Raw genomic sequence first — 20,895 nt, forward strand, 5'->3', positions numbered from 1 at the left:
AAATGAAATGTTAGACAAGAAATTATTGTCTTTCTAACTTCATATAAAAAAATGGAAACCATTTTTCCCCATCAAAAGAATATTCTCCTTTTTCTTCCCATACGCCTTCTGTTGTGAAGTCTTCCCTAAAGCGTATGGTGCCTCCACGCTCATCCTTAAATGACCACTCTAATTGTTTTTCTCCAATTAATCTTAATTCATTCTCCATTTTATCTCCAGTTGATGAAAATGAGAGCATGGTTATGGCATCGAGGTCTTCGTTAAATGAAATAATGCCAAAGGCATCATGGATTACTTTTTTAGTTTCAGGGTTTATAGAGTCTTTCGCATGACCCAGTCCATCAATAACAAGAATTCTATCAGCATTCTTGGATTTGATAATTTCTGATTGGGAGAATTCTTTTTTCTCCCTATTAATAAAAATCCATCCATTACCTTTCCAGGAACCTTTCATGAAATTAAGTTGGGCAACTGATTTTAATGTGTCTCTAAATGTTTCATTATTTTGGGAATGCCCCAAAAACGTTAACGTTATTAGCAAAGAGAGTAAAATATTTTTCATAATTAAAATTTTAACCAATTTAATTCAATAGTGGATATCAATATTGTAAAATTGCGTCAACATATCAGATTTTGATTTCCATGGATCTCAGGTAGCTTTCAAAGTCGGTGTGCGTTCTATTCATTCTCTTTTTGAAATCATTAATAAAATGAGATTGATCAAAATAGTTATGCTTAAGGATTGTGTCCAATTTGTTTTCAGAAGTTTTTAAGAAATCTTCCCAAATTTTTCGCTGCCTAATATTACTCTGGTATTGCCTCATGGTTAGACCAACAACTTGTTTGAATTTTTTTTGAATTACTCGTATTGAATACGGAAGTTCTTCAGTAATCATGGCAACAGATTTCCCTTTTGAAAGCTCTAGACAAATATATTTTATCAAGCTGTTTTGAAGAATTTCGATTTGATTGAACAATTCAAACAATCTCGTTTCAATCACTTTTAGAGTATCTGAGTTTTTTAAATTAGTGTATACTAAATCATTGAAATGATTTTCAATTTCAGTTGGAGCGGCACAAGTTGTGTTTAATAATTGCATTTTCTTTAGGGTTGGCATTTCAAAGTATATCCATGGGTGTAATCTTATACCCAGGAATATCGATCCCTTAAAAACAGCTTGTTGAAACTTTTGGGAGTGAGGCCCAAGAATTCTTACACCTTTGTACTGAGGTTTGTTGATTAGTACAATGGATATACTGCTATCAGGAATAGTTTCGTGGAGAATTGGTTCTTGCCACTCTTCATTAACTTCTATTTCAAACATCCAAAAATTAAGAATGAAATTCTGTAAGTTTAGGGAAGGGATATACTCAAAATATTTCATCTATTAATTATTGCTGATATGCTTAAATATAAGTTTTTGTTTTCTAAACTTATAAAAGTAGATTAATCTAAATCTACCTACCTTTGCACAAATCAATAACGCATGCAACTCAACCTTAATAAGCCTATCTGTTTTTTTGATCTTGAAACTACTGGCATCAATATATCCAAAGACAGAATTGTAGAAATTTCAATCCTTAAAGTTCATCCCAATGGAAAGGAGGATACTTATACCAAAAAAGTAAACCCAACAATTCCTATTCCACCAGAAGTGACAAAAGTTCATGGCATCTCAGATGCTGATGTAGCAGATGCCCCAACGTTTAAGGAAATTTCTAAAGAAGTACATAATTTAATAAAGGATTCTGATTTGGGAGGCTTTAATTCTAACCGTTTTGATATTCCATTACTGGCAGAAGAAATGTTGCGCTCCGAGATTGATTTTGATATGAAAAATACACAATCAATTGATGTCCAGACTATCTTTCATAAAATGGAACAACGTACCTTAAGTGCAGCGTACAAATTCTATTGCGACAAAAACTTAGACGATGCGCATAGTGCAGAAGCAGATACTAAGGCTACTTATGAAGTTTTAAAAGCGCAACTAGAACGATATGAAGACTTGGAAAACGACACCAAGTTTTTAGCCGAATTTAGTTCTCGTAAAAAATTTGCTGACTTTGCTGGTTTTCTAATTTTCAACAAAGAAGGTGAAGAGTGTTTCTCTTTTGGTAAGCATAAAGGCAAACGTGTAGTTGATATCATGGAACAAGAACCAGGTTATTTTGGTTGGTTGCTTAATGCAGACTTTCCTTTGTACACTAAAAAAGTGTTAACTGCGATAAAGTTACGCCAGTTTAATAATAAATTGGACTAAAATTCCTCCAAAGCAGGAATCTCATTATTCGCAAGATGAAATTCATTTTTTTATTAATTCCTTTTTTCGTCCTTTCGCAAGAGCATAAAGCAAGTGGGCTTGTTTTAGATAAAGACACTAAAGCACCAGTTCCTTATGTCAATATTTCAATTTTAAAATCACAAATGGGGACTTCGAGTGATGAAGATGGTAGTTATTCATTAATCATAAAAAGAGAAGATTTAGAGAAAAAAGTCAAGTTATCATCATTAGGCTATAAGGATACAACATTTGTCGTTTCAGATTTCTTAAAATTCGATAAAATCGAATTAAGTTCGCTTTCAGAGGAACTTGAGGAAGTAATGATTAAAGAAAATTTTAAAGAGAAATTTTTAGTAATTAACAACGTAAAGAAAAAGTATATTGTTGGCGGAATAGGCGGATTGAATTACGCTCCTTACATTTTCGCTTTACATTTCCCGTTTAAGAAAGATTATTCAGAAATCGATGTCATAGATAAGGCTAAAGTCCATTTAAATAAAGTTCATTTTTTGGGAGGAAATCGATCGATGCCATCAAAATTTAGATTCAGGTTGTTTTCTGTTGGTAAGGATAGTTTGCCAGGCGCTGATTTAATTAAAGAAGATATCATAATAACTACTGTAAAAAATCAACGTGAGGTTGAAATTGATTTGTCAGAATATAATCTAACATTTTCAGAAGAAGGTGTTTATGTAGCTATCGAATGGCTCTATATTCCTTTTAATGCTTATGAATATACCTATACTAAAAGAAAAAGTAATAAAAAATATACTGAAATAAGATACGCACCAAGGATATCTTGGCTTAAGCAAAAAGACAAAAAATACCGTTTGGCTCTTTTTACATCAGGACAATGGCTAAATTTTAAAATGCCTTATATCAAAGAAGATGAGTATATAATCCCAGCTATATCCTTAACTTTGTCAAATTAAAAAACGATTGTCATTCCGCACTTGATGAGAAATCCATTTTAGAATTAGAAGTTTAATTAATAAGATTCCTGCCTAGGCAGGTAATGCATATGAAACTCATTTGTATAGGACGTAACTACACCGAACATATTAAGGAATTGGAAAATGAAAGGCCTACAGATCCTGTAGTATTTTTAAAACCAGATACCTCGATCCTATTAAAAAAACAACCATTCTTTATTCCAGACTTTTCAGACGATATCCATCATGAGGTAGAAGTTTTAGTAAAAATCAAAAAAGTAGGGAAGTATATCGATAAAAAGTTTGCTCATAAATACTATGATGACATCGGTTTGGGAATAGACTTTACGGCTCGTGATCTCCAGGCCCAATTAAAAGCAAAAAGATTACCATGGGAAAAGGCAAAGGCCTTTGATGGCGCAGCGGTCATTGGGAAATGGTTACCTAAATCAAAGTTTCAGGATATAAACAATATAAATTTTCATCTAGAAAAGAATAACGAGATAGTTCAGTCAGGAAATACAACCTTAATGTTGTGGAAAGTTGATGAAATTATAGAATATGTGTCAAAATATTTTACTTTAAAAATTGGAGATATTATCTTTACAGGAACTCCAGCCGGAGTTGGCAAGGTTGTTGCAAATGACCAACTAAAAGGATATCTTGAAAACGAGGAAATGTTTTCAATTAAAATTAAATAAATGGCAGAATATTATAAATTAGATCTTGTAAGAGAAATGGCTGACAATGACGAAGATTTCGTAATGGCTTTGGCAGCAGCATTTATCGAAGAAGTTCCGGAGGACGCAGAGCGTTTAAGAACAGCTGTTCCCGCAGGCGATTTTAAAGAGACGTATCAAGCAGCCCATAAGATGAAACCGACTATCGAATTGTTTGCATTGGATGTTTATGATGAATTAATTGAAGTACAAGATTGGGGAAAATTCGAACAATCTGATAAAAGCGTAGAAGTCCAACTTCAAAAAGTATTGACTGCCGTAGAGAACGCTACTAGTGAGATTCGTTCAGATTTTGGTTTATAATTTTATTCAATTGCTAGTACTTCTTTAGACATATGCATGGTTACAAGCATATGAGGCATGTCTACAGTCTCAGCAATTTTTAAATCACCAGCTAAGGAGCACAAGGCATAGGCTTCTTCTTCACCTAAATTGTGCTCATCCATTAAGTAACTTATCATATAAAGCGTAGCTTTTTTTGCAGCACTATCTAGAGAGGTTCCAAAACCTGTCGTAGCATAATAATCCTTAGTTTCATACTGAGGTTCTTTTATTGACTTATTTTTTATGAGTTCAATTTCGTAAACCACTCTTAGAGGAACCTCGATAGCGGTTCCACAAACTTCACCTAGTCCTTGAACAGCGTGACCATCTCCTATAGAGAACAAACCACCTTCAACAAATACTGGGAAATAAATAGAGGTTCCTTTAGACATATGTGGATCGTCCATATTCCCTCCATTGGCTCTTGGTGGAATGGTAGATAGAAGCTCTGAAGTTGCTGGTGCAACTCCCATGACACCAGGGAAAGGATTCAATTTTAATGTTATGGAGTCATTGAATTTAACTTGTGTTTTATCATCCTTTAAATCATAGATTCTTAAGTATTCTCCCCTAATGGAGTCCGCAACAAAACTAAATCCTGGGTAGATCCCATTCCAGCCCCAATCTCCAACCTCAATTTCATGGAGCGTTACTTTTAAGACATCACCAGGTTGCGCACCTTCCACAAAAACAGGTCCTGTTAAGGGATGTATAGGTTCAAAATCAAGACTGCTTAAATCTTTGACAGTAGAATTTAAATCAAACTGTTCATCACTTGCATCTTCTGTAAACGCTTCAATAATTGCTCCAGATTTAACCGTGAGTATAGGCGGAATAGAGCTACTGAATTTATTATGTGTCTGATCTTTAGTCAGCGTAAATTCTGGCTTTATAGTTCTGGACTTTGCGTCGTCCTCAACGGTCAAAATATCCTTTTTTTCTTCACATTGATACAATAAACCACAGCAAATGGAATAACAGAAGAGTGTTTTTAAAATGTTTTTATGAGTCATGATTGGTCAAAATTTTCAATAAAGTTTCTTTAAAATTAATAAATTAACTTTTCAATAGCCTTAACTTTGTTCTAATCATTTTATAAATCGACTTTTGACAGCAGAAATTATAACGATTGGCGATGAAATTCTTATAGGCCAAATCGTAGACACCAACTCAGCATTTTTAGGAAAAGTACTCAATAAGATAGGTGTATCCATCTATCAAATCACCTCTGTGCAGGATGATAAAGCGCACATTCTTAAATCTCTACAAGAGGCTGAAGACAATGCAGATATTATTATTATAACTGGCGGTTTAGGACCAACCAAGGACGACATTACCAAGCATACCATTTGTGAATACTTCAACGATACCCTGGTTGAAGACAAAGCGGTTTTAGCTCATGTTGAACATTTATTTTCAAAATACATTAGCACGCCTATTTCAGATTTAAACCGTCAACAATCCCTCGTGCCAAGTAAGGCTAAGGTTTTGATGAATCAATATGGTACTGCTCCGGGTATGTGGTTAGAGAAAAGCGGAAAAGTATTTGTATCACTTCCAGGTGTTCCTTATGAGATGAAAGCGTTGATTACGAATAAGGTAATTCCTTTATTGAGGGAAAAATATCACTTCCCATTCATTAGGCATAAAACGCTTTTAACTTACGGTTTGGGAGAAAGTGCTATTGCCAATAGGATTGAGGATTGGCAAGATGCATTACCAGACTTTATTAAATTGGCGTATTTACCAAATTTAGGTAAGGTGCGGTTGCGTTTGTCGGGTAAGTCTGTGGATAAGACTTTATTGGAATCAGAGATTGACAAACAAATAGCACTACTCCTTCCACAAATCGAAGATATATTTGTAGGTTTTGAAGACGATGGATCTATTGAGGCCATATTAGGAAAACAATTAGGCTCACTAGGAAAAACAATAGCTATTGCAGAAAGTTGTACTGGAGGGCAAATAGCAAAAGCGATTACAACCAATGCTGGTGCTTCAAAGTATTTTAAAGGTAGCGTCGTGAGTTATGCTACGAAATCGAAGATTAATATTTTAGGAGTTTCTGAGGATGCTATTGATTCACATTCGGTTGTAAGTAAAGAAGTCGCTGAGTCTATGGCCATAAATGTTAGAAAATTGTTTAATTCGGATTATGGGTTAAGTACTACAGGGAATGCTGGGCCATCAAAGGGTGATTCGGATGCTGAGGTGGGAACCGTATGGATTGCTATTGCTACTGAGAACGAAGTGTATTCAGAAGTTTTTAATTTTGGTAATCATCGTGATAAAGTCATTATGAAAGCCACAAATAAAGCTTTTGAAATGCTTCAGAAAGAAATTTTGAAAAAGTAGGATTTAAGTTTTGCCAAACTTTAATTATTTCTTAAATTTGCACCCTGTTTTAAAATATCCATCTTTGGGATGAAGTACAAACAGAAAAATTAATAGACCTAAAGAAAGAATACAATGTCAAGAGTTTGTGAACTTACTGGGAAAAAAGCAATGGTTGGAAACAATGTTTCACACGCCATGAATAAAACTAAACGCAAGTTTAATGCTAACTTGGTTAAAAAACGTTTTTTCATTCCTGAAGAAGATAAGTGGGTAACATTAAAAGTTTCTACATCTGCATTAAAGACTATCAATAAAATTGGTATTAGTGCAATGTTAAAGGAAGCTAGAGCAAAAGGATTTTACAAATAATAGCTTAGGCTAAAGTCAATTTACAATGGCAAAAAAAGGAAATAGAATACAAGTTATCTTAGAGTGCACAGAGCACAAAGCTTCTGGACAACCAGGAACTTCAAGATATATTACTACAAAGAACAAGAAGAATACGCCAGATAGAATGGAGATTAAAAAGTTTAATCCAATCCTTAAGCGTATGACAGTACATAAAGAGATAAAATAATAAATCATGGCAAAGAAATCAGTAGCGTCTTTACAGACAGGATCAAAGCGTTTGACAAAAGCTATTAAAATGGTGAAATCACCAAAAACTGGAGCCTACATGTTTGTAGAGTCAGTTATGGCGCCAGAATTTGTCAATGACTTTTTAAACAAAAAATAAGCTACATTTATATGTAGATTTATGAAACTGCTTTCATTTGAAAGCAGTTTTTTTATGGCTATATTTGGATGCTAACATGACAACTTAGCAGCTAACCAATTGGGCAAGGTTCTTGTACTTAGCCAACCAAATAAGTAATATGAGTTTTTTTAAAAAAATATTCTCTTCTGAAAAGAAAGAGACCTTAGATAAAGGTTTAGAGAAATCTAAATCTTCATTTTTCAATAAATTAAATAAAGCTGTTGCAGGAAAGTCTAAGGTAGATGACGACGTTTTAGATAATCTTGAAGAAGTTTTAGTGACTAGCGATGTTGGCGTTAATACAACACTTAAAGTTATAGAACGCATTGAAGAGCGTGTTGCTAAAGATAAATACCTTGGTACTTCTGAACTCAATCAAATTCTTAGGGAAGAAATAGCAGGCTTATTATCGGAAACAAATTCTGGGGAAGATACCGATTATACAATTCCAGAGTTGCCAGCTCAAGATAATGGTAAAAAAACGCCTTATGTCCTAATGGTCGTTGGTGTTAATGGAGTTGGAAAAACTACAACTATTGGTAAGCTGGCTTATCAGTTTAAAAAGAAAGGTCTCAACGTTGTTTTAGGCGCTGCAGACACCTTTAGGGCAGCTGCAATAGATCAACTGCAAGTTTGGGCAGATCGTGTAGATGTACCAATGATAAAACAAGAAATGGGCTCTGATCCGGCTTCTGTCGCTTTTGATGCCTTGCAATCTGGTGTTAATCAAGACGCTGATGTTATTATTATAGATACTGCTGGTCGCTTACATAATAAGGTGAACTTAATGAACGAGTTGTCCAAAGTAAAACGTGTCATGCAAAAGGTCGTCGGTGACGCACCACATGATGTATTGTTAGTGCTTGATGGTTCTACTGGACAGAATGCCTTTGAACAAGCCAAACAGTTCACGGCAGCGACTGAAGTAACATCTTTAGCGGTAACCAAATTAGACGGAACAGCAAAAGGTGGCGTCGTCATAGGTATTTCCGATCAATTTCAAATTCCAGTAAAATATATTGGTGTAGGTGAGGGTATTGAAGATTTACAAGTTTTTAATAAGTATGAGTTTGTGGATTCTTTTTTTAAATAATCACAGAGAAACAGCTTTGTAATAATTCTTAGACCCCACAGATTTTGAAACCTCTGATGTCTTCTTTTTGTAACTGGTTTCGTATTTTTATAGAAAATACTAACCATGCGATATATTATCTTTCTATTTACTTTCCTTTTTGTTTTTTCATGCAAAAACACTACAACTTCAGATTCTAAGACGTCCAAAGAAACATCCGAAACTGATATTGACAACGCAGAAGCTGATAATGATTCTGACTTAAGTGCCATCTCAACAAAGGATTTTAGGGAGTTCAAGGTATTGGATTCGAAAAATTTAACCAATTCAGAGATTTGGTCTGAAATTAACCCACAACTCGAAGACTTCACAGAAGCAGAGTATGAGCGCTTAAAGCCTTTGATTTTGGAACAGGATATTCCAGCACTTCAAAAGTATATCGCAGATGGAACATTCAATTATCAAGAGTTAACGAAGTTCTATTTGTATCGCATTAGGAAGTTTGATCGTGAAAATCCACTATCCTTAAACTCAGTTATTGCCATCAACCCAGATGTAATAAAGGAAGCTCAGAAGCTTGATACTGACGATAATTCAAATGCGATCCATCCAATTTTTGGCATGCCAATTTTACTTAAAGATAATATCAATGCTTCAGGAATGGTAACAACTGCTGGTGCGGTAGCTTTAAAAGATAATATGGTAGATGATGCTTTTATCGTAAAGCAGTTAAAATCTAAAGGTGCTTTGATTTTGGGTAAAGCCAACCTGAGTGAATGGGCGTATTTCTTTTGCGGTGATTGCCCAAGTGGCTATTCCGCAGTTGGTGGTCAGACTTTAAACCCTTATGGACGACGTATTATTGACACAGGTGGCTCTAGTTCTGGAAGTGGTGTAGCAGCTTCGGCTAATTTTGCTGCAGCAACTATCGGAAGTGAAACCGCAGGTTCTATTTTATCGCCCGCAAGTCAGAATTCGGTGGTTGGACTAAAACCCACTATAGGTTTAGTGAGTCGCAGTGGTATTGTTCCAATTTCTTCGACCTTGGATACCGCAGGACCAATAACAAGAACGGTGATGGATAACGCCATTGTTATGGACGCTATTTTTGGTGAAGACCAATCCGATGAAAAATCGTTTATGATTATGTGGGAATCTGGCTTTTATACGAAAGACTTAAAGAGTACTAGCCTTAAAGGCAAACGTTTTGGAGCGCCAAAACGCTTTTTGGAAGACACATTGTATGCTAATGCGCTGAGTGTTTTAAAGCAACAAGGTGCTGAAATTGTAGAAATTGAAGAGGAAAAATTAGAATTACCTAATTTTATTAGACTGTTGAATTTAGATATGAAAAAAGATTTACCGGCGTATATGGACAACTATGCAAATAAGGATATTTCATTAAGAACAGTCTCAGACGTTATAGATTTTAACTTAAAAGACTCACTTAAAGTCATGCCTTATGGACAAAAGTTATTTCAAGGTATTGCAGACGATACTGGAGATGCCAATTATCTAGAGCGTGTAAAGGACACCTTAAGCACAAATGGAAAGCAGTATTTTGATGTACCAATGAAAGCTCATAATTTAGATGGCTTTTTATCTATTAACAATAGACACGCTGCGTTTGCTGCAGTCGCAGAATATCCAGCTCTAACGGTCCCTATGGGTTATACAGGAGAGGGTGTCCCAAAAGGTCTGACCTTTATTGGAAGACGACTCCAAGAAAAGCAATTGTTAGAATGGGCCTATGTTTACGAACAAGCCTCAAAGGCCAGAGTAGCTCCAAAAGATTATAATTAGTCGATTAAGGCATTAATACGCAACCACAATTGGTCATCAAAATCAGATAATGCAAAATTGTCATCATCTGCGGCATTACCCATGCGTATAACAACCAATTTTTTACTAGGTATTATATAGATTTTCTGATCATTTCGACCTAATGCACAATACATATCAATAGGAGCATTAGGAACTAAAGAACCGTTAAATTGAATCTGTGTTTGAGGTAGTCTATAACTCGACTTTCCGTTTAACCACCACATGTAGCCATATGATTCATTTAAATTTTGCGATGTATTAGTAGCGTCGTTTAAATAATCAGAAGGTAATAATTGTTCACTTTCCCATTTTCCATCGGCATAAATTAATAGCCCGAATCTAGCCATACTCCGTGTGGTACTCCAGTAAACATTAAAATCATTATTCTGAATCCACGAACCTGTCATTCCGATTCTATTTTTTAATTTAACATTAAAATAATTGGACCACGATTGATTACTTGCTGCAGAAACAACATCCTGAAGTTTTGCATAAACGTTATGATATGCCCAACGGTCACCAGCGTCCGCAATATATTGAAGGTTAGATGGTGAAATATTATCACCTAAACTGTCATCTAAACCAGAATTCATAGATAGTAAATTCTTGCAGGTGATTAAATCTTCTTTTTCTAGTGGAGCACTAGTCCAACCTGTACCTATATGATCTGATACTTTGTCATTTATATTTAGCAACCTTTCTTCTTGGGCAATTCCTGTAACAGCAGTAGTTAATGTTTTACCAGCACTTGCCCAATACCAAGGCGACGTATTGGTGTGTCCATCAAAATATTCCTCTACGACAATTTTCCCCTCGTGTAAAATGATAAAACTTTTGCTATTTTTTAGCTCTAAAAAATCTAATAATGATTGTAATTGGTCTTGATTCCAGTTTAATTCCGTAACTGTTTTAGTTTCCCATATATCAGAATTTATCGGTGGGAAATACAGGGATTCTTCAGGATTAGGCTCAATCGCATCATCGTTAGATGAACATGAAAAAGTAATAAGAGAGCTCAAGATTAAGTAGGTTAATCGTATGGTTTTCATGATAAAAGTTTTATTTAAGACCCTTAAATATAATAAAGGTTTAATTTACGTTGTATCTTTGCAAACTTATTTATAAAACATGAGAACTAAGACACTTAAAAAGAATCGCATTAATGTTGTCACACTTGGTTGCAGTAAAAATATTTACGACAGCGAAGTATTGATGGGGCAGTTAAAAGCTAGTGGTAAGGATGTGGTTCATGAGCAAGAAGGCAATGTAGTGGTTATTAATACCTGTGGATTTATAAATAATGCGAAAGAAGAAAGTGTGAATACGATTCTTGAGTATATGCAAAAAAAGGAAGATGGTGAGGTGGATAAAGTTTTTGTAACAGGATGTTTAAGTGAACGCTATAAACCGGATTTACAAAAAGAAATTCCAAATGTCGATCAATATTTTGGGACTACAGAACTGCCAAGCCTTTTAAAAGCACTTGGTGCGGATTATAAGCACGAATTAATAGGCGAGCGTTTAACAACGACTCCAAAGAATTACGCCTATTTAAAAATAGCAGAAGGTTGTGACAGACCATGTAGTTTCTGTGCTATTCCTTTAATGCGAGGAAAGCATAAGAGCACACCAATTGAAGAGATTGTTATAGAAGCAGAGAAGTTAGCTGCTAATGGTGTTAAGGAACTGATCCTAATTGCTCAGGATTTAACCTATTATGGACTAGATCTTTACAAAAAACGTAACCTTGCTGAATTACTAGAACATCTAGTAAAGGTTGATGGTATTGAATGGATTCGATTACATTATGCTTTTCCGACAGGATTTCCAATGGAGGTCTTAGATGTTATGAATCGAGAACCAAAGATTTGTAATTATTTAGATATTCCTTTACAGCATATTTCTGATTCTATTTTGAAGAGTATGCGTCGTGGAACAACTAAAGAGAAGACTACAAAATTACTTAAAGCGTTTAGAGCTAAGGTTCCAGAAATGACTATTAGAACCACATTGATTGTTGGTTATCCTGGTGAGACCGAAGAAGATTTCGAAACCCTTAGGGATTGGGTAAAGGAAATGCGTTTTGAGCGCTTAGGTTGCTTTACCTATTCGCATGAAGAAAATACGCATGCTTACAATCTTGAAGATGATGTGCCCGAGGATGTTAAAATCCAACGTGCTAATGAGATTATGGAAATCCAATCTCAAATTTCATGGGAGTTGAACCATGCAAAAATAGGGCAGGAGTTTAAAGTAGTCATTGATCGCAAAGAGGGTAATTATTTTGTGGGTCGTACAGAATATGATTCTCCAGATGTCGATAACGAAGTGTTGATCGATGCTACTAAGACTTATTTGAAAACAGGCGAGTTTGCTACGATAAAAGTTATTGAAGCTGAAGACTTTGACTTATATGGTGAGGTCATTAGCTAAAATCAAATTAAGTCTTATTTAATTAAAGATCTTTCAACTTACCATCTCGAATACGAATATGGATTGAAACTCTACGAATATTGATTCTGGTTTATCAGTTTGTAGATTTTTATACTTTATTTCTCATCTTTATATCTTTTAGCGGCAATTAATTATGTAATTGTTGTTTATAAATAGTATGATTATGCGAATGAACTTTTTAAAATCACTTTTACTTCTTTCTATTTTAATTTTTAGCTCAGTAGTTATTGCTCAGAATAAGGTTATTGATAGTCTTAAGTTTGAGTTGCAAATTCATACTGAAAAAGATACTATTCGTATGCAGATTCTTAATGATTTAGCGTACTATAACTATTTAAATCATACGGAAGAAGCATTAGATTATGCCGAGAGGGCTGCTAGTTTAGCAGATGAAATAAATTCGATCAAGGGCAAGGGGCAAAGTCATTATATGAAAGGCATTTCTTATGTGCAACTTGATAACTATAATGCCGCCATAGACAACTTTAATGCCGCGATTGAAATTTTCATCTCTTTAGATTATTTGAAAGGTTTGGCAGGATGTAATAATGCTTTGGGCGTACTTTATCATTACCAAGGTGATTTACCAAAAGCCATTGGATATTTCCAAAAAGCAATGACTCTTGAAAAGAGATTGAAAATAAAGGAAAACATTCCTAATTACCTCCACAATATCGCAAGTTTATATGCGGATTTAGGGAACTATGAAGATGCCTTTATCAATTTTGAAAAAGCACTGTCTATTTTTAGAGAAAATAATAATCGATCAGGTATGCTTAATTGCTGGAATGCTATGGCCCTAGCTTATGTGGATCAAGGTAATTATCCTGTTGCTTTGACATATCACAATAAGTCTTTAGAAGCCGCAGAAAAAACAAAAGATTCTTCTAGTATTTTTATATCCTTTCATAATATCGGTAACCTTTATAAACAAAAGGGCAACTATGATAAGGCATTAGATTTGTACAATAGGGCATTGAGCATGAAACAGTCTCAAGAGAGTTTAAGGAATGTAATGGCTATTAAAAATAGTATGGGAGGGCTTTACCTTGAAAAAAAAGACTATAATAAGGCTACCATACTTATTAAAGAATCTCTAGCACTTAGTAGAGAAATCAATGATCAAGGTCTTGAGGCTATTTGTCTAATTAACCTAGGCCACATTTATGTTGAAAATAAAAACTACCCTAAAGCCTTAAATTATTACAAAGAAGCTAATGAGATTACCATTATTAGTCAAAAAAGACATGATCTGATTCATTCACATTTGGGCTTAGCAGATGTTTATTTACAAACAAATAATCAAGAGTTGGCTTTAAGTAATGCAAATATAGCGGTTGAACTTGCAAATAAACATCAATATTTAGTGCATGAAAAAAATGCTTATGATTTACTTTCGAAAATCTATAAAAAAACTAGTAATTATGAAAAAGCCCTTCAAAGTCATGAACACTTTAAAAGACTAGATGACAGTATTTTCAACAAAGAAAACATAGAAAAAATTACCCAATTAGAGTATGAGTATAAGTACAAGCAAGCCTTAGACTCAGCGAAAATTAAAGAATTAAAACTTACCAAAACGGTACAGACTACGTCGCAAGATCTTGAGAAATCGCAACGAAATTATTTATTAGCGGTTATTGGTGTGCTTTTGCTTTCAATTCTGCTGGGTGCTATAGTTTTTTATCAAAAACTTAAAAACGCTAAATCAAAAACACAGAACGCCATTATGGAGCAAAAGCTATTACGCTCACAAATGACACCGCATTTTATCTTTAATTCGCTGTCCGTATTACAAGGTATGATCTTAAACAAGGAAGAAAAGAAGTCGGTGCATTACCTTTCCAAATTTTCCAAATTATTGCGCATTACTTTAGAAAACTCGAGAGATAAAACAGTATTATTATCGCAGGAACTAACTGCAGTTCAAGATTACTTAGCCCTTCAGAATTTAGAGAATGATGCTTATAAATGTACTATACTTGTAGAGGATTCAATAGATATTCCATCTTTTGAAATTCCTCCAATGCTTATTCAGCCGTTTGTGGAAAATGCTATTGAGCATGCATTTGTAAATCAAATAGACGATCGAAAAATTGACATTCGTTTAATGTATATAGATAAGAAGTTGATTTGTACAATTGCAGATAATGGAATAGGAATTAACTCTAAAAGAGCAACTAATAATAAAAGTAAAAATTCTCTAGCAACGACAATTACTTCAGAACGCTTAAAGGTACTATCCAAAGATTATAATATGGAAGGATCGGTAACTATCGAAGATAGAGCAAAACATGATAAAAAAGGAACATTGGTGACTTTGGTTATTCCTCATAAAATAAATGCTGTATAATGAAGACATTACTGGTTGAAGACAAATCCTATATTAGAAAAGGCCTACTTAATTTATTAAGTTCAATAGCAAGCGATATCGAAGTCATTGGAGAATGTGCCTCCGTTAAAGAAGCTATAGTAGTCACAAACGCCTGCAAACCAGATTTAATTTTTCTGGACATTAATCTTACTGATGGCAATGCTTTTGATTTTTTAGAACAAACAGAAAACTTAGATTTTAAAATTATTTTTATTACGGCTTATGAAGAGTACGCACTTAAAGCATTAAAAATAGGAGCAGTAGATTATATTCTAAAACCAGTAGATATAAAGGACCTAGAGCTTGCTTTAGAAAAGGTTAAAAATTTGCCTATTGCCAAACAAAAACAACAAATACAAACTGCAAAATCCGTTTGGAACGATGACGAATCCAAGTTAATTTTATCGCTCCATGATACTTTTCAGGTCATAGATTTAAATGAACTGATGTACTGCGAATCAGACAAAGGTTATACGTCTTTTTATTGCGGTGATGGTAAAAAACACGTCGTTTCAAAAACCTTAAAAACTTTTGAAGATCAACTCAGTACGGCTAATTTTACACGGCCACATCAATCGTTTATGGTGAACTTATCATTTATAGATAAATACGACAAGTCCGGAATTATTCATTTAAAAAACGGCAAAAAAATACCGGTCTCTTCAAGAAAAAAAGAGCAATTTGTAAAAGCTTTTTTAACTATAAACACAGATTAAATACAAAAATATCAGCTGAAACTCATTTTTGTTACAGATATTTCTTAAAACATCACGATTATTTATTTGTACCTACAAGAAATAGATTCTCTATTTTTTTATCTACTCTACTCATATACATTTATCCTATTAAGAGATAAATACTATGAAAAATTCATCTTCAAACTTAACCAGAGTAGGATTACTATTTGTATTGCTAGTGTTTTTTAAACTAGTGTCTTGTAGCAGTGGAACGCACAGTCAGCCGGCAACCTCAGAAGGCTTCAAAGCTATAGAAAACGAGCTAAAAAAAAAGTTTGGTGACAACGCCTATTATACGGACTTAACCATTACCTATAATAAATCAATTGGTAATATTATTGGAGTAACCGTTACAGAAGATCCCGAATCTTTAAAAATGGGGCAATGGAATTTAACCCAAGATACCTGGACCCAAAATTCAGATATCACCATAGAAGTGCCTAAAGGCACCAAAGCAACCGATTATATGTTTCAGTTAGGCGAAACCATTAGTTTATCTCAATTAGGTGGATTAGTTGAACAATCAGTTCAAAAACTTAAGGACGATAAAGATCTTAAAAATCCAACCTTGAGCATTGCGTCTTTGAATTTTCCGGATAATGGAGATATTTCTAGAGCCGAATATATTATCAATCTCAAGCCAGATAATGGAGGCACCACATTCCGTTTTTACTATACACTAAATGGGGATCTTATTAAAATGGATTATTAAAATCAATTATAACAAATTTACTTTAACCTTAAAATCAAACAAAATGAAAAACTTTACATGTTTTCGCGAACACTTTAATAACAGATGTTACGTGGTTAAAAAACAACTACTTATTTTATTTACCTTATTAATGGCTTCAATAGGCTATTCGCAAACGTTTACAGAAAATTTTATAACATATCAGGTTATCTCTAGTGCAAATAATACGGTAAGAACACAAGATTATAATCAAGCCGGTGGTACAGTTGTTAACATTCCTGCTTCTGTTACAGATACAGCTTCAGGCAATACATATACAGTTACAGAAATAGGTATCGATTCTTTTTTCAATAAACAATTAACCAGTGTAACAATTCCGAATAGTGTTCAATTTATAATTAATTTTGCCTTTGGTACTAATCAACTAACAACGATAACAATACCAGATAGTGTAGTAAGTATTGGTGGTAATGCTTTTGTAAACAATCAATTAAATAGCATAACACTTTCTAATGGTCTTACTGCTATTGGGCTCGCCGCTTTTGCAACAAATCAATTGACAAACGTTACAATTCCTGATAGTGTTAATTCTATAGCTGCTCAAGCCTTTAATAATAATCCATTAAATAGTGTTATTTCTTTAGCTACAGTACCACCTGTAATAACTAGTGGATCGGGTGATAGCTTTGGAAATCACAGTGTGATTGATTTAACTGTACCTGCAGGAACAATAGGTGATTATGCAGCTTCAACTTGGACAGGTTTTAACTCCGTTACTGAAGCAAGTGCATTAGCAGTTGGAGATACTTTTATCATAGATTATATAACTTATGAAATTATATCTCTGGTACCTGATATGGTTGAAGTTATAGATTATGATATTATAAATGGTGGTACTTCGGTTGTTATTCCGGCCACAGTTATGCATAATTCAAATACATATGATGTTACTGAGATAGGGGACAATGCTTTTAACAATAAAGGTATCGACAGTGTGAGTATTCCTGGCAGCATTACAAATATTGGGATTTCTGCGTTTGAATTAAATAACTTAACAGACGTTATTGTTCCTGACAGTGTTACAGTTCTAGGAACTACTGCTTTCGCAACTAATTCTATAGTAAATCTTAATATTGGCGAGAATGTTTCAATTATAGGTATTGGTGCTTTTGTAGATAATAGTTTAGCAAATGTAACTCTTCCGAGTAGTGTAACGGAAATTGGTTTACTAGGTTTTGGAAACAACCCGTTAACAAGTGTTACATCCTTGGCAGCTACACCACCTACAATAACAACAGGAACTAACGATACGTTTGCTTTTGACCGCAGTGGGATTGACTTGTACATAGCGCCAGGCGCAACAGCTGTATACGCTGCTTCACAATGGATAGGATTTAACTCAGTGACCGAAGAATTGATAGTCGGAGATACTTATACTACAGATTTCATAACTTATCAAATAACGTCGACAGCAAATAATACTGCTATGGTTACCGATTACGATGAGGTTAATGGCGGGATCGTATTGGACATTCCATCTACTATCAACAATGGTCTTATTACCTACAGTGTAACTTCAATCGGCAATACTTCTTTAATTAATAAAGGGTTAACAGGTGTGATATTTCCTGATAGTCTTATTAGTATCGGCCAACAATCACTTAGCAATAATAATTTAATCAGTATTGATATTCCAGATGGTGTTATTACTATTGCTCAAGGTGCATTTACTGGTAATCAATTAACAAATATTGTTTTTCCAAATAGTATCACAGATGTTGGTGATAGCGCATTTCAAAGTAATAATATTGTAAGCGTTGTATTTTCTAGTAATATGACTAGTATTGGAAATAATGTATTTACTACAAATAATTTAAGCACCCTCACAATTCCAGATAATATTACAAGTGTTGGTATTGGAGCATTCCAAGGAAATCAATTAACGTCTGTTGACTTTGGTAACACTTTAGAAATTATAGATATAGGCGCATTTGCCGATAATCAACTAACATCGATTGTCTTACCAAGTACAGTTACAACAATAGAAAATGTAGCCTTTAGAAATAATCAATTAACAACACTTACTTTTCCAGATAGTGTGACAACTATAGGCCTTCTTGCATTTGAAAATAACCCAATGACAGATGTCTATTCAGAAAGTACAACACCTCCAACAATTAGTACTGGTGGTACTACCGACTCTTTTGCTAATGATCGTTCTAATATTCATTTACATATACCTCCTGGTACTATGGATGTTTACGTTACAAATCCAGGAGCTTTATGGACTGGTTTTAATCCGGTCACTGAAGATGCATCTTTGAGTACTTCTGATTTTGAACTTGTAAATGATATAAAAGTAATTACAACATCAAGTGAAATAAAAGTTATCACATCTAATACTGTAAGATTAGAAAATTATACCATTTATAGTATTTCTGGCGCCAAAATAAAAGAAGGTACCGAAAGTACTATTGGCATAGACGCAATATCCAATGGTATTTATATTATAGAGCTCAACTTTGATAAAGGAACTCTTGTTAAAAAGGTTGTGCTTTATTAGTCACTATCATTAAAAATATAAAGAAACTAAAAAAAAAAAGCTCCAAGTTTTGAATACTTGGAGCTTTTTTTAGCAACTTAAATATTCAGACCCAAATAGGGTCGAATCTTATAGTTCGATTACTTTTCTAAATTCAAGATTATTTATTCCATCCGTATTTATTGTAAAGCCTTTGATATTACTTGATGCATCCCGAAAGAACTCTAATGCGTTAAAGAATAGGGACCTACTCGTGAATATGTCTTTTTTAACAGGCCTAAATGTGATGTCAGTGTGATTCAAATTACTAGCAATTAACTTACCATCTTCAATACGAAAAGAAAATAGTAATGCATATGTTTCATTGTAGTAAACCCCAGTGTAAGCTTGTAAATCTTTCTCCGAGGGACGCACTGGTTCGTAGCGTTCCATGATGTCAGGTTGACTTTCATTATAAATGAAGAAAAGTGTCATGCCATTACCATCTTCTTTAAAATCGAAAAGTCGTGTATCTTCAATTTCGGCATACTGCTGGAAGGTACTATCAGATAATGGAACTAAAGTTTGATATCTGTCTCTAGGACTAAACAACCATTTAGACCTTAATGTATCGTTCTTTATAAATATTTCAGAAGCATATCCTTTCTTGTACCAATAATGGCCTTCAAATGACTTTAGCTTTTTAGCACTTAATTTCTTTATGTTTTTAGTACTAAAGTCTATGTTAGCAGGTAAAGTATAAGTATCCTCAACGTATGGGTTTAATAGCCACTGCGCTGTCATGCCATTATACTGATTATTATTTCCTAATACAAAAGCAACTATATCTTGATTGAGGTATCTAAAAACATTAGTGCCATAGGCACCTTGAAATCCATAATTCCAAAATATAGGTAGACCCCGTTCGGGATGTGTAAACTCACGCCCAATTGCCATATCTCCCCAATAGTAATTGAACTTTTCTCCACTATCTAATCTAACAGGTGTATCTAATTGCTGTATTAATTGACCAATAATCCCATTTGGCTTGAAATAATTTAAATACCAAGCGGCGAGATCTTCTGCCGAGCAATAGGCATTAATGGCTCCAACAACATTGCTAAGAACTTCGAGTGTTTTGTAATCCTTACCTTCTTCTTTTTGATAAGGCTGAGCTAAGTTAGTGAGTATGGCATTACTGTCATCTCGTATTAGAGAATTTTTCATTCCAAGTGGTTCGAAAATGTGAGATTTAACAAAGTCTGAAAAAGGTTCGCCAGAACTTTTAGATACTATCTCAGCCATTAATACAGATTCCGTAACAGATTCATGAAATGAAAATTGAGTACCTGGTTTAAATGAAAGTGCTTTTTGAGAAGCAATTAATTTTATTGCCTTTGCTTGTGTATCAATAGTCATATATCCATCAATCATATAACTCATTCTATTGATGTCATGAAGTCCGCTTGAATGATTAAGCAAATGTTTTATGGTTATGACATGCTTGTATTTAGGCAGTTCGGGTATATACTTGCGTATGTCTTCATTCATAGAGATTTTTCCTTGGGCTTCTAAAAGCAGGATGGCCAAAGATGTAAACTGCTTAGATAATTCTCCGAGTTGAAACTTGGTTTGTGGCGTAATTAGCGCGCTAGTTTGCGTATTGGCAGAGCCAAATCCTTTAAGATAGATAACTTCACCATTTTTAATTAATCCAGCTGCTACACCTGGTTGATTATGATTAAATGATGCAGTAAATATACTATCTAATTGTTTTTCTATTGACTGATTTTGAGCAAAGGCAATAGACGACAATAGTATATACAGTACGTATAAATTTTTCATAA

Annotated in this window: 20 protein-coding genes; 15 read left to right on the plus strand and 5 right to left on the minus strand. The window is 34.1% G+C overall.

Annotated elements, in window-relative coordinates; all coding sequences use genetic code 11:
- Nucleotides 1-22 precede the first annotated feature (22 nt).
- On the minus strand, nucleotides 23-562 hold the full coding sequence (locus H7F21_RS12970; RefSeq protein ID WP_185789731.1) for a hypothetical protein: 540 nt from the start codon (nucleotides 560-562) through the stop codon (nucleotides 23-25).
- A gap of 64 nt (nucleotides 563-626) precedes the next feature.
- Nucleotides 627-1,385: a DUF6597 domain-containing transcriptional factor gene (locus H7F21_RS12975; protein ID WP_185789732.1), complete on the minus strand. Its 759-nt coding sequence runs from the start codon at nucleotides 1,383-1,385 to the stop codon at nucleotides 627-629.
- 102 nt (nucleotides 1,386-1,487) lie between these two features.
- On the opposite strand from H7F21_RS12975, the gene H7F21_RS12980 reads away from it, so the two are divergent.
- The 4 genes from H7F21_RS12980 to H7F21_RS12995 all read left to right on the plus strand — a co-directional run bounded on the left by H7F21_RS12980 (nucleotide 1,488) and on the right by H7F21_RS12995 (nucleotide 4,260).
- Complete coding sequence (locus tag H7F21_RS12980; protein ID WP_185789733.1) at nucleotides 1,488-2,264, plus strand: 3'-5' exonuclease; 777 nt, start codon at nucleotides 1,488-1,490, stop codon at nucleotides 2,262-2,264.
- Nucleotides 2,265-2,299: 35 nt separating this feature from the next.
- Nucleotides 2,300-3,217: a carboxypeptidase-like regulatory domain-containing protein gene (locus H7F21_RS12985; protein ID WP_185789734.1), complete on the plus strand. Its 918-nt coding sequence runs from the start codon at nucleotides 2,300-2,302 to the stop codon at nucleotides 3,215-3,217.
- Nucleotides 3,218-3,306: 89 nt separating this feature from the next.
- Nucleotides 3,307-3,918: a fumarylacetoacetate hydrolase family protein gene (locus H7F21_RS12990; RefSeq protein ID WP_185789735.1), complete on the plus strand. Its 612-nt coding sequence runs from the start codon at nucleotides 3,307-3,309 to the stop codon at nucleotides 3,916-3,918.
- Nucleotides 3,919-4,260 carry an Hpt domain-containing protein gene (locus H7F21_RS12995; RefSeq protein ID WP_185789736.1) on the plus strand — a complete coding sequence of 114 codons (342 nt, stop codon included), beginning with the start codon at nucleotides 3,919-3,921 and terminating at the stop codon, nucleotides 4,258-4,260. It begins immediately after the preceding gene.
- A gap of 2 nt (nucleotides 4,261-4,262) precedes the next feature.
- Here H7F21_RS12995 and H7F21_RS13000 read toward each other — a convergent pair whose 3' ends face one another.
- Nucleotides 4,263-5,294, minus strand: a complete 1,032-nt coding sequence (locus H7F21_RS13000) for an acetamidase/formamidase family protein (protein WP_185789737.1) — start codon at nucleotides 5,292-5,294, stop codon at nucleotides 4,263-4,265.
- 94 nt (nucleotides 5,295-5,388) lie between these two features.
- Here H7F21_RS13000 and H7F21_RS13005 point away from each other — a divergent pair, with 94 nt between their 5' ends.
- The 6 genes from H7F21_RS13005 (at nucleotide 5,389) to H7F21_RS13030 (ending at nucleotide 10,250) form a co-directional block, all read left to right on the plus strand.
- Entirely contained in the window at nucleotides 5,389-6,636 is a 1,248-nt protein-coding gene (locus tag H7F21_RS13005) for a competence/damage-inducible protein A (protein ID WP_185789738.1), read from the plus strand.
- 114 nt (nucleotides 6,637-6,750) lie between these two features.
- Nucleotides 6,751-6,987: a 50S ribosomal protein L28 gene (rpmB, locus tag H7F21_RS13010; protein ID WP_008271039.1), complete on the plus strand. Its 237-nt coding sequence runs from the start codon at nucleotides 6,751-6,753 to the stop codon at nucleotides 6,985-6,987.
- 25 nt (nucleotides 6,988-7,012) lie between these two features.
- The gene (gene rpmG, locus H7F21_RS13015; RefSeq protein ID WP_008271040.1) at nucleotides 7,013-7,195 is read left to right on the plus strand and encodes a 50S ribosomal protein L33; all 183 of its coding nucleotides are present in this window, start codon (nucleotides 7,013-7,015) and stop codon (nucleotides 7,193-7,195) included.
- 6 nt (nucleotides 7,196-7,201) lie between these two features.
- Nucleotides 7,202-7,354: a DUF4295 domain-containing protein gene (locus tag H7F21_RS13020; RefSeq protein WP_008271041.1), complete on the plus strand. Its 153-nt coding sequence runs from the start codon at nucleotides 7,202-7,204 to the stop codon at nucleotides 7,352-7,354.
- Nucleotides 7,355-7,493: 139 nt separating this feature from the next.
- Nucleotides 7,494-8,468: a signal recognition particle-docking protein FtsY gene (gene ftsY, locus H7F21_RS13025; RefSeq protein ID WP_185789739.1), complete on the plus strand. Its 975-nt coding sequence runs from the start codon at nucleotides 7,494-7,496 to the stop codon at nucleotides 8,466-8,468.
- 105 nt (nucleotides 8,469-8,573) lie between these two features.
- Nucleotides 8,574-10,250, plus strand: coding sequence for an amidase family protein (locus tag H7F21_RS13030; protein ID WP_185789740.1), 1,677 nt, complete (start codon nucleotides 8,574-8,576; stop codon nucleotides 10,248-10,250).
- Here the strand turns inward: H7F21_RS13030 and H7F21_RS13035 are convergent.
- Nucleotides 10,247-11,320, minus strand: coding sequence for a serine hydrolase domain-containing protein (locus H7F21_RS13035; protein WP_185789741.1), 1,074 nt, complete (start codon nucleotides 11,318-11,320; stop codon nucleotides 10,247-10,249). The two genes, H7F21_RS13030 and H7F21_RS13035, sit on opposite strands and share 4 nt — an antisense overlap.
- A gap of 79 nt (nucleotides 11,321-11,399) precedes the next feature.
- On the opposite strand from H7F21_RS13035, the gene rimO reads away from it, so the two are divergent.
- The 5 genes from rimO (at nucleotide 11,400) to H7F21_RS13060 (ending at nucleotide 19,090) form a co-directional block, all read left to right on the plus strand.
- Complete coding sequence (rimO, locus tag H7F21_RS13040) at nucleotides 11,400-12,704, plus strand: 30S ribosomal protein S12 methylthiotransferase RimO (protein WP_185789742.1); 1,305 nt, start codon at nucleotides 11,400-11,402, stop codon at nucleotides 12,702-12,704.
- A 184-nt stretch (nucleotides 12,705-12,888) separates the two neighbouring features.
- The gene (locus tag H7F21_RS13045) at nucleotides 12,889-15,078 is read left to right on the plus strand and encodes a tetratricopeptide repeat-containing sensor histidine kinase (RefSeq protein WP_185789743.1); all 2,190 of its coding nucleotides are present in this window, start codon (nucleotides 12,889-12,891) and stop codon (nucleotides 15,076-15,078) included.
- Nucleotides 15,078-15,815 (plus strand): LytR/AlgR family response regulator transcription factor, encoded by a 738-nt coding sequence (locus H7F21_RS13050; RefSeq protein WP_185789744.1) that lies wholly within the window; start codon nucleotides 15,078-15,080, stop codon nucleotides 15,813-15,815. The genes H7F21_RS13045 and H7F21_RS13050 overlap by 1 nt, the downstream gene beginning before the upstream one ends.
- Before the next feature lie 145 nt (nucleotides 15,816-15,960).
- Entirely contained in the window at nucleotides 15,961-16,548 is a 588-nt protein-coding gene (locus H7F21_RS13055) for a hypothetical protein (RefSeq protein WP_185789745.1), read from the plus strand.
- 43 nt (nucleotides 16,549-16,591) lie between these two features.
- A complete protein-coding gene (locus H7F21_RS13060) occupies nucleotides 16,592-19,090 on the plus strand; it encodes a leucine-rich repeat domain-containing protein (RefSeq protein ID WP_185789746.1) in 2,499 nt (832 codons plus the stop codon).
- Nucleotides 19,091-19,198: 108 nt separating this feature from the next.
- Here the strand turns inward: H7F21_RS13060 and H7F21_RS13065 are convergent, their stop codons facing one another.
- Nucleotides 19,199-20,893, minus strand: a complete 1,695-nt coding sequence (locus H7F21_RS13065) for a serine hydrolase domain-containing protein (RefSeq protein ID WP_185789747.1) — start codon at nucleotides 20,891-20,893, stop codon at nucleotides 19,199-19,201.
- Nucleotides 20,894-20,895: the final 2 nt, after the last annotated feature.

Source organism: Winogradskyella flava (assembly GCF_014243395.1).
In the GTDB taxonomy this organism is placed as follows: Bacteria; Bacteroidota; Bacteroidia; order Flavobacteriales; family Flavobacteriaceae; genus Winogradskyella; species Winogradskyella flava.

What these genes read in the sequence shown, in the direction of transcription:
- H7F21_RS12970 (WP_185789731.1), bottom strand. Translation starts at nt 562, where the DNA reads ATGAAAAATATTTTACTCTCTTTGCTAATAACGTTAACGTTTTTGGGG.
- H7F21_RS12975 (WP_185789732.1), bottom strand. Translation starts at nt 1,385, where the DNA reads ATGAAATATTTTGAGTATATCCCTTCCCTAAACTTACAGAATTTCATT.
- H7F21_RS12980 (WP_185789733.1), top strand. Translation starts at nt 1,488, where the DNA reads ATGCAACTCAACCTTAATAAGCCTATCTGTTTTTTTGATCTTGAAACT.
- H7F21_RS12985 (WP_185789734.1), top strand. Translation starts at nt 2,300, where the DNA reads ATGAAATTCATTTTTTTATTAATTCCTTTTTTCGTCCTTTCGCAAGAG.
- H7F21_RS12990 (WP_185789735.1), top strand. Translation starts at nt 3,307, where the DNA reads ATGAAACTCATTTGTATAGGACGTAACTACACCGAACATATTAAGGAA.
- H7F21_RS12995 (WP_185789736.1), top strand. Translation starts at nt 3,919, where the DNA reads ATGGCAGAATATTATAAATTAGATCTTGTAAGAGAAATGGCTGACAAT.
- H7F21_RS13000 (WP_185789737.1), bottom strand. Translation starts at nt 5,294, where the DNA reads ATGACTCATAAAAACATTTTAAAAACACTCTTCTGTTATTCCATTTGC.
- rpmB (WP_008271039.1), top strand. Translation starts at nt 6,751, where the DNA reads ATGTCAAGAGTTTGTGAACTTACTGGGAAAAAAGCAATGGTTGGAAAC.
- rpmG (WP_008271040.1), top strand. Translation starts at nt 7,013, where the DNA reads ATGGCAAAAAAAGGAAATAGAATACAAGTTATCTTAGAGTGCACAGAG.
- H7F21_RS13020 (WP_008271041.1), top strand. Translation starts at nt 7,202, where the DNA reads ATGGCAAAGAAATCAGTAGCGTCTTTACAGACAGGATCAAAGCGTTTG.
- ftsY (WP_185789739.1), top strand. Translation starts at nt 7,494, where the DNA reads ATGAGTTTTTTTAAAAAAATATTCTCTTCTGAAAAGAAAGAGACCTTA.
- H7F21_RS13030 (WP_185789740.1), top strand. Translation starts at nt 8,574, where the DNA reads ATGCGATATATTATCTTTCTATTTACTTTCCTTTTTGTTTTTTCATGC.
- H7F21_RS13035 (WP_185789741.1), bottom strand. Translation starts at nt 11,320, where the DNA reads ATGAAAACCATACGATTAACCTACTTAATCTTGAGCTCTCTTATTACT.
- rimO (WP_185789742.1), top strand. Translation starts at nt 11,400, where the DNA reads ATGAGAACTAAGACACTTAAAAAGAATCGCATTAATGTTGTCACACTT.
- H7F21_RS13045 (WP_185789743.1), top strand. Translation starts at nt 12,889, where the DNA reads ATGCGAATGAACTTTTTAAAATCACTTTTACTTCTTTCTATTTTAATT.
- H7F21_RS13050 (WP_185789744.1), top strand. Translation starts at nt 15,078, where the DNA reads ATGAAGACATTACTGGTTGAAGACAAATCCTATATTAGAAAAGGCCTA.
- H7F21_RS13055 (WP_185789745.1), top strand. Translation starts at nt 15,961, where the DNA reads ATGAAAAATTCATCTTCAAACTTAACCAGAGTAGGATTACTATTTGTA.
- H7F21_RS13060 (WP_185789746.1), top strand. Translation starts at nt 16,592, where the DNA reads ATGAAAAACTTTACATGTTTTCGCGAACACTTTAATAACAGATGTTAC.
- H7F21_RS13065 (WP_185789747.1), bottom strand. Translation starts at nt 20,893, where the DNA reads ATGAAAAATTTATACGTACTGTATATACTATTGTCGTCTATTGCCTTT.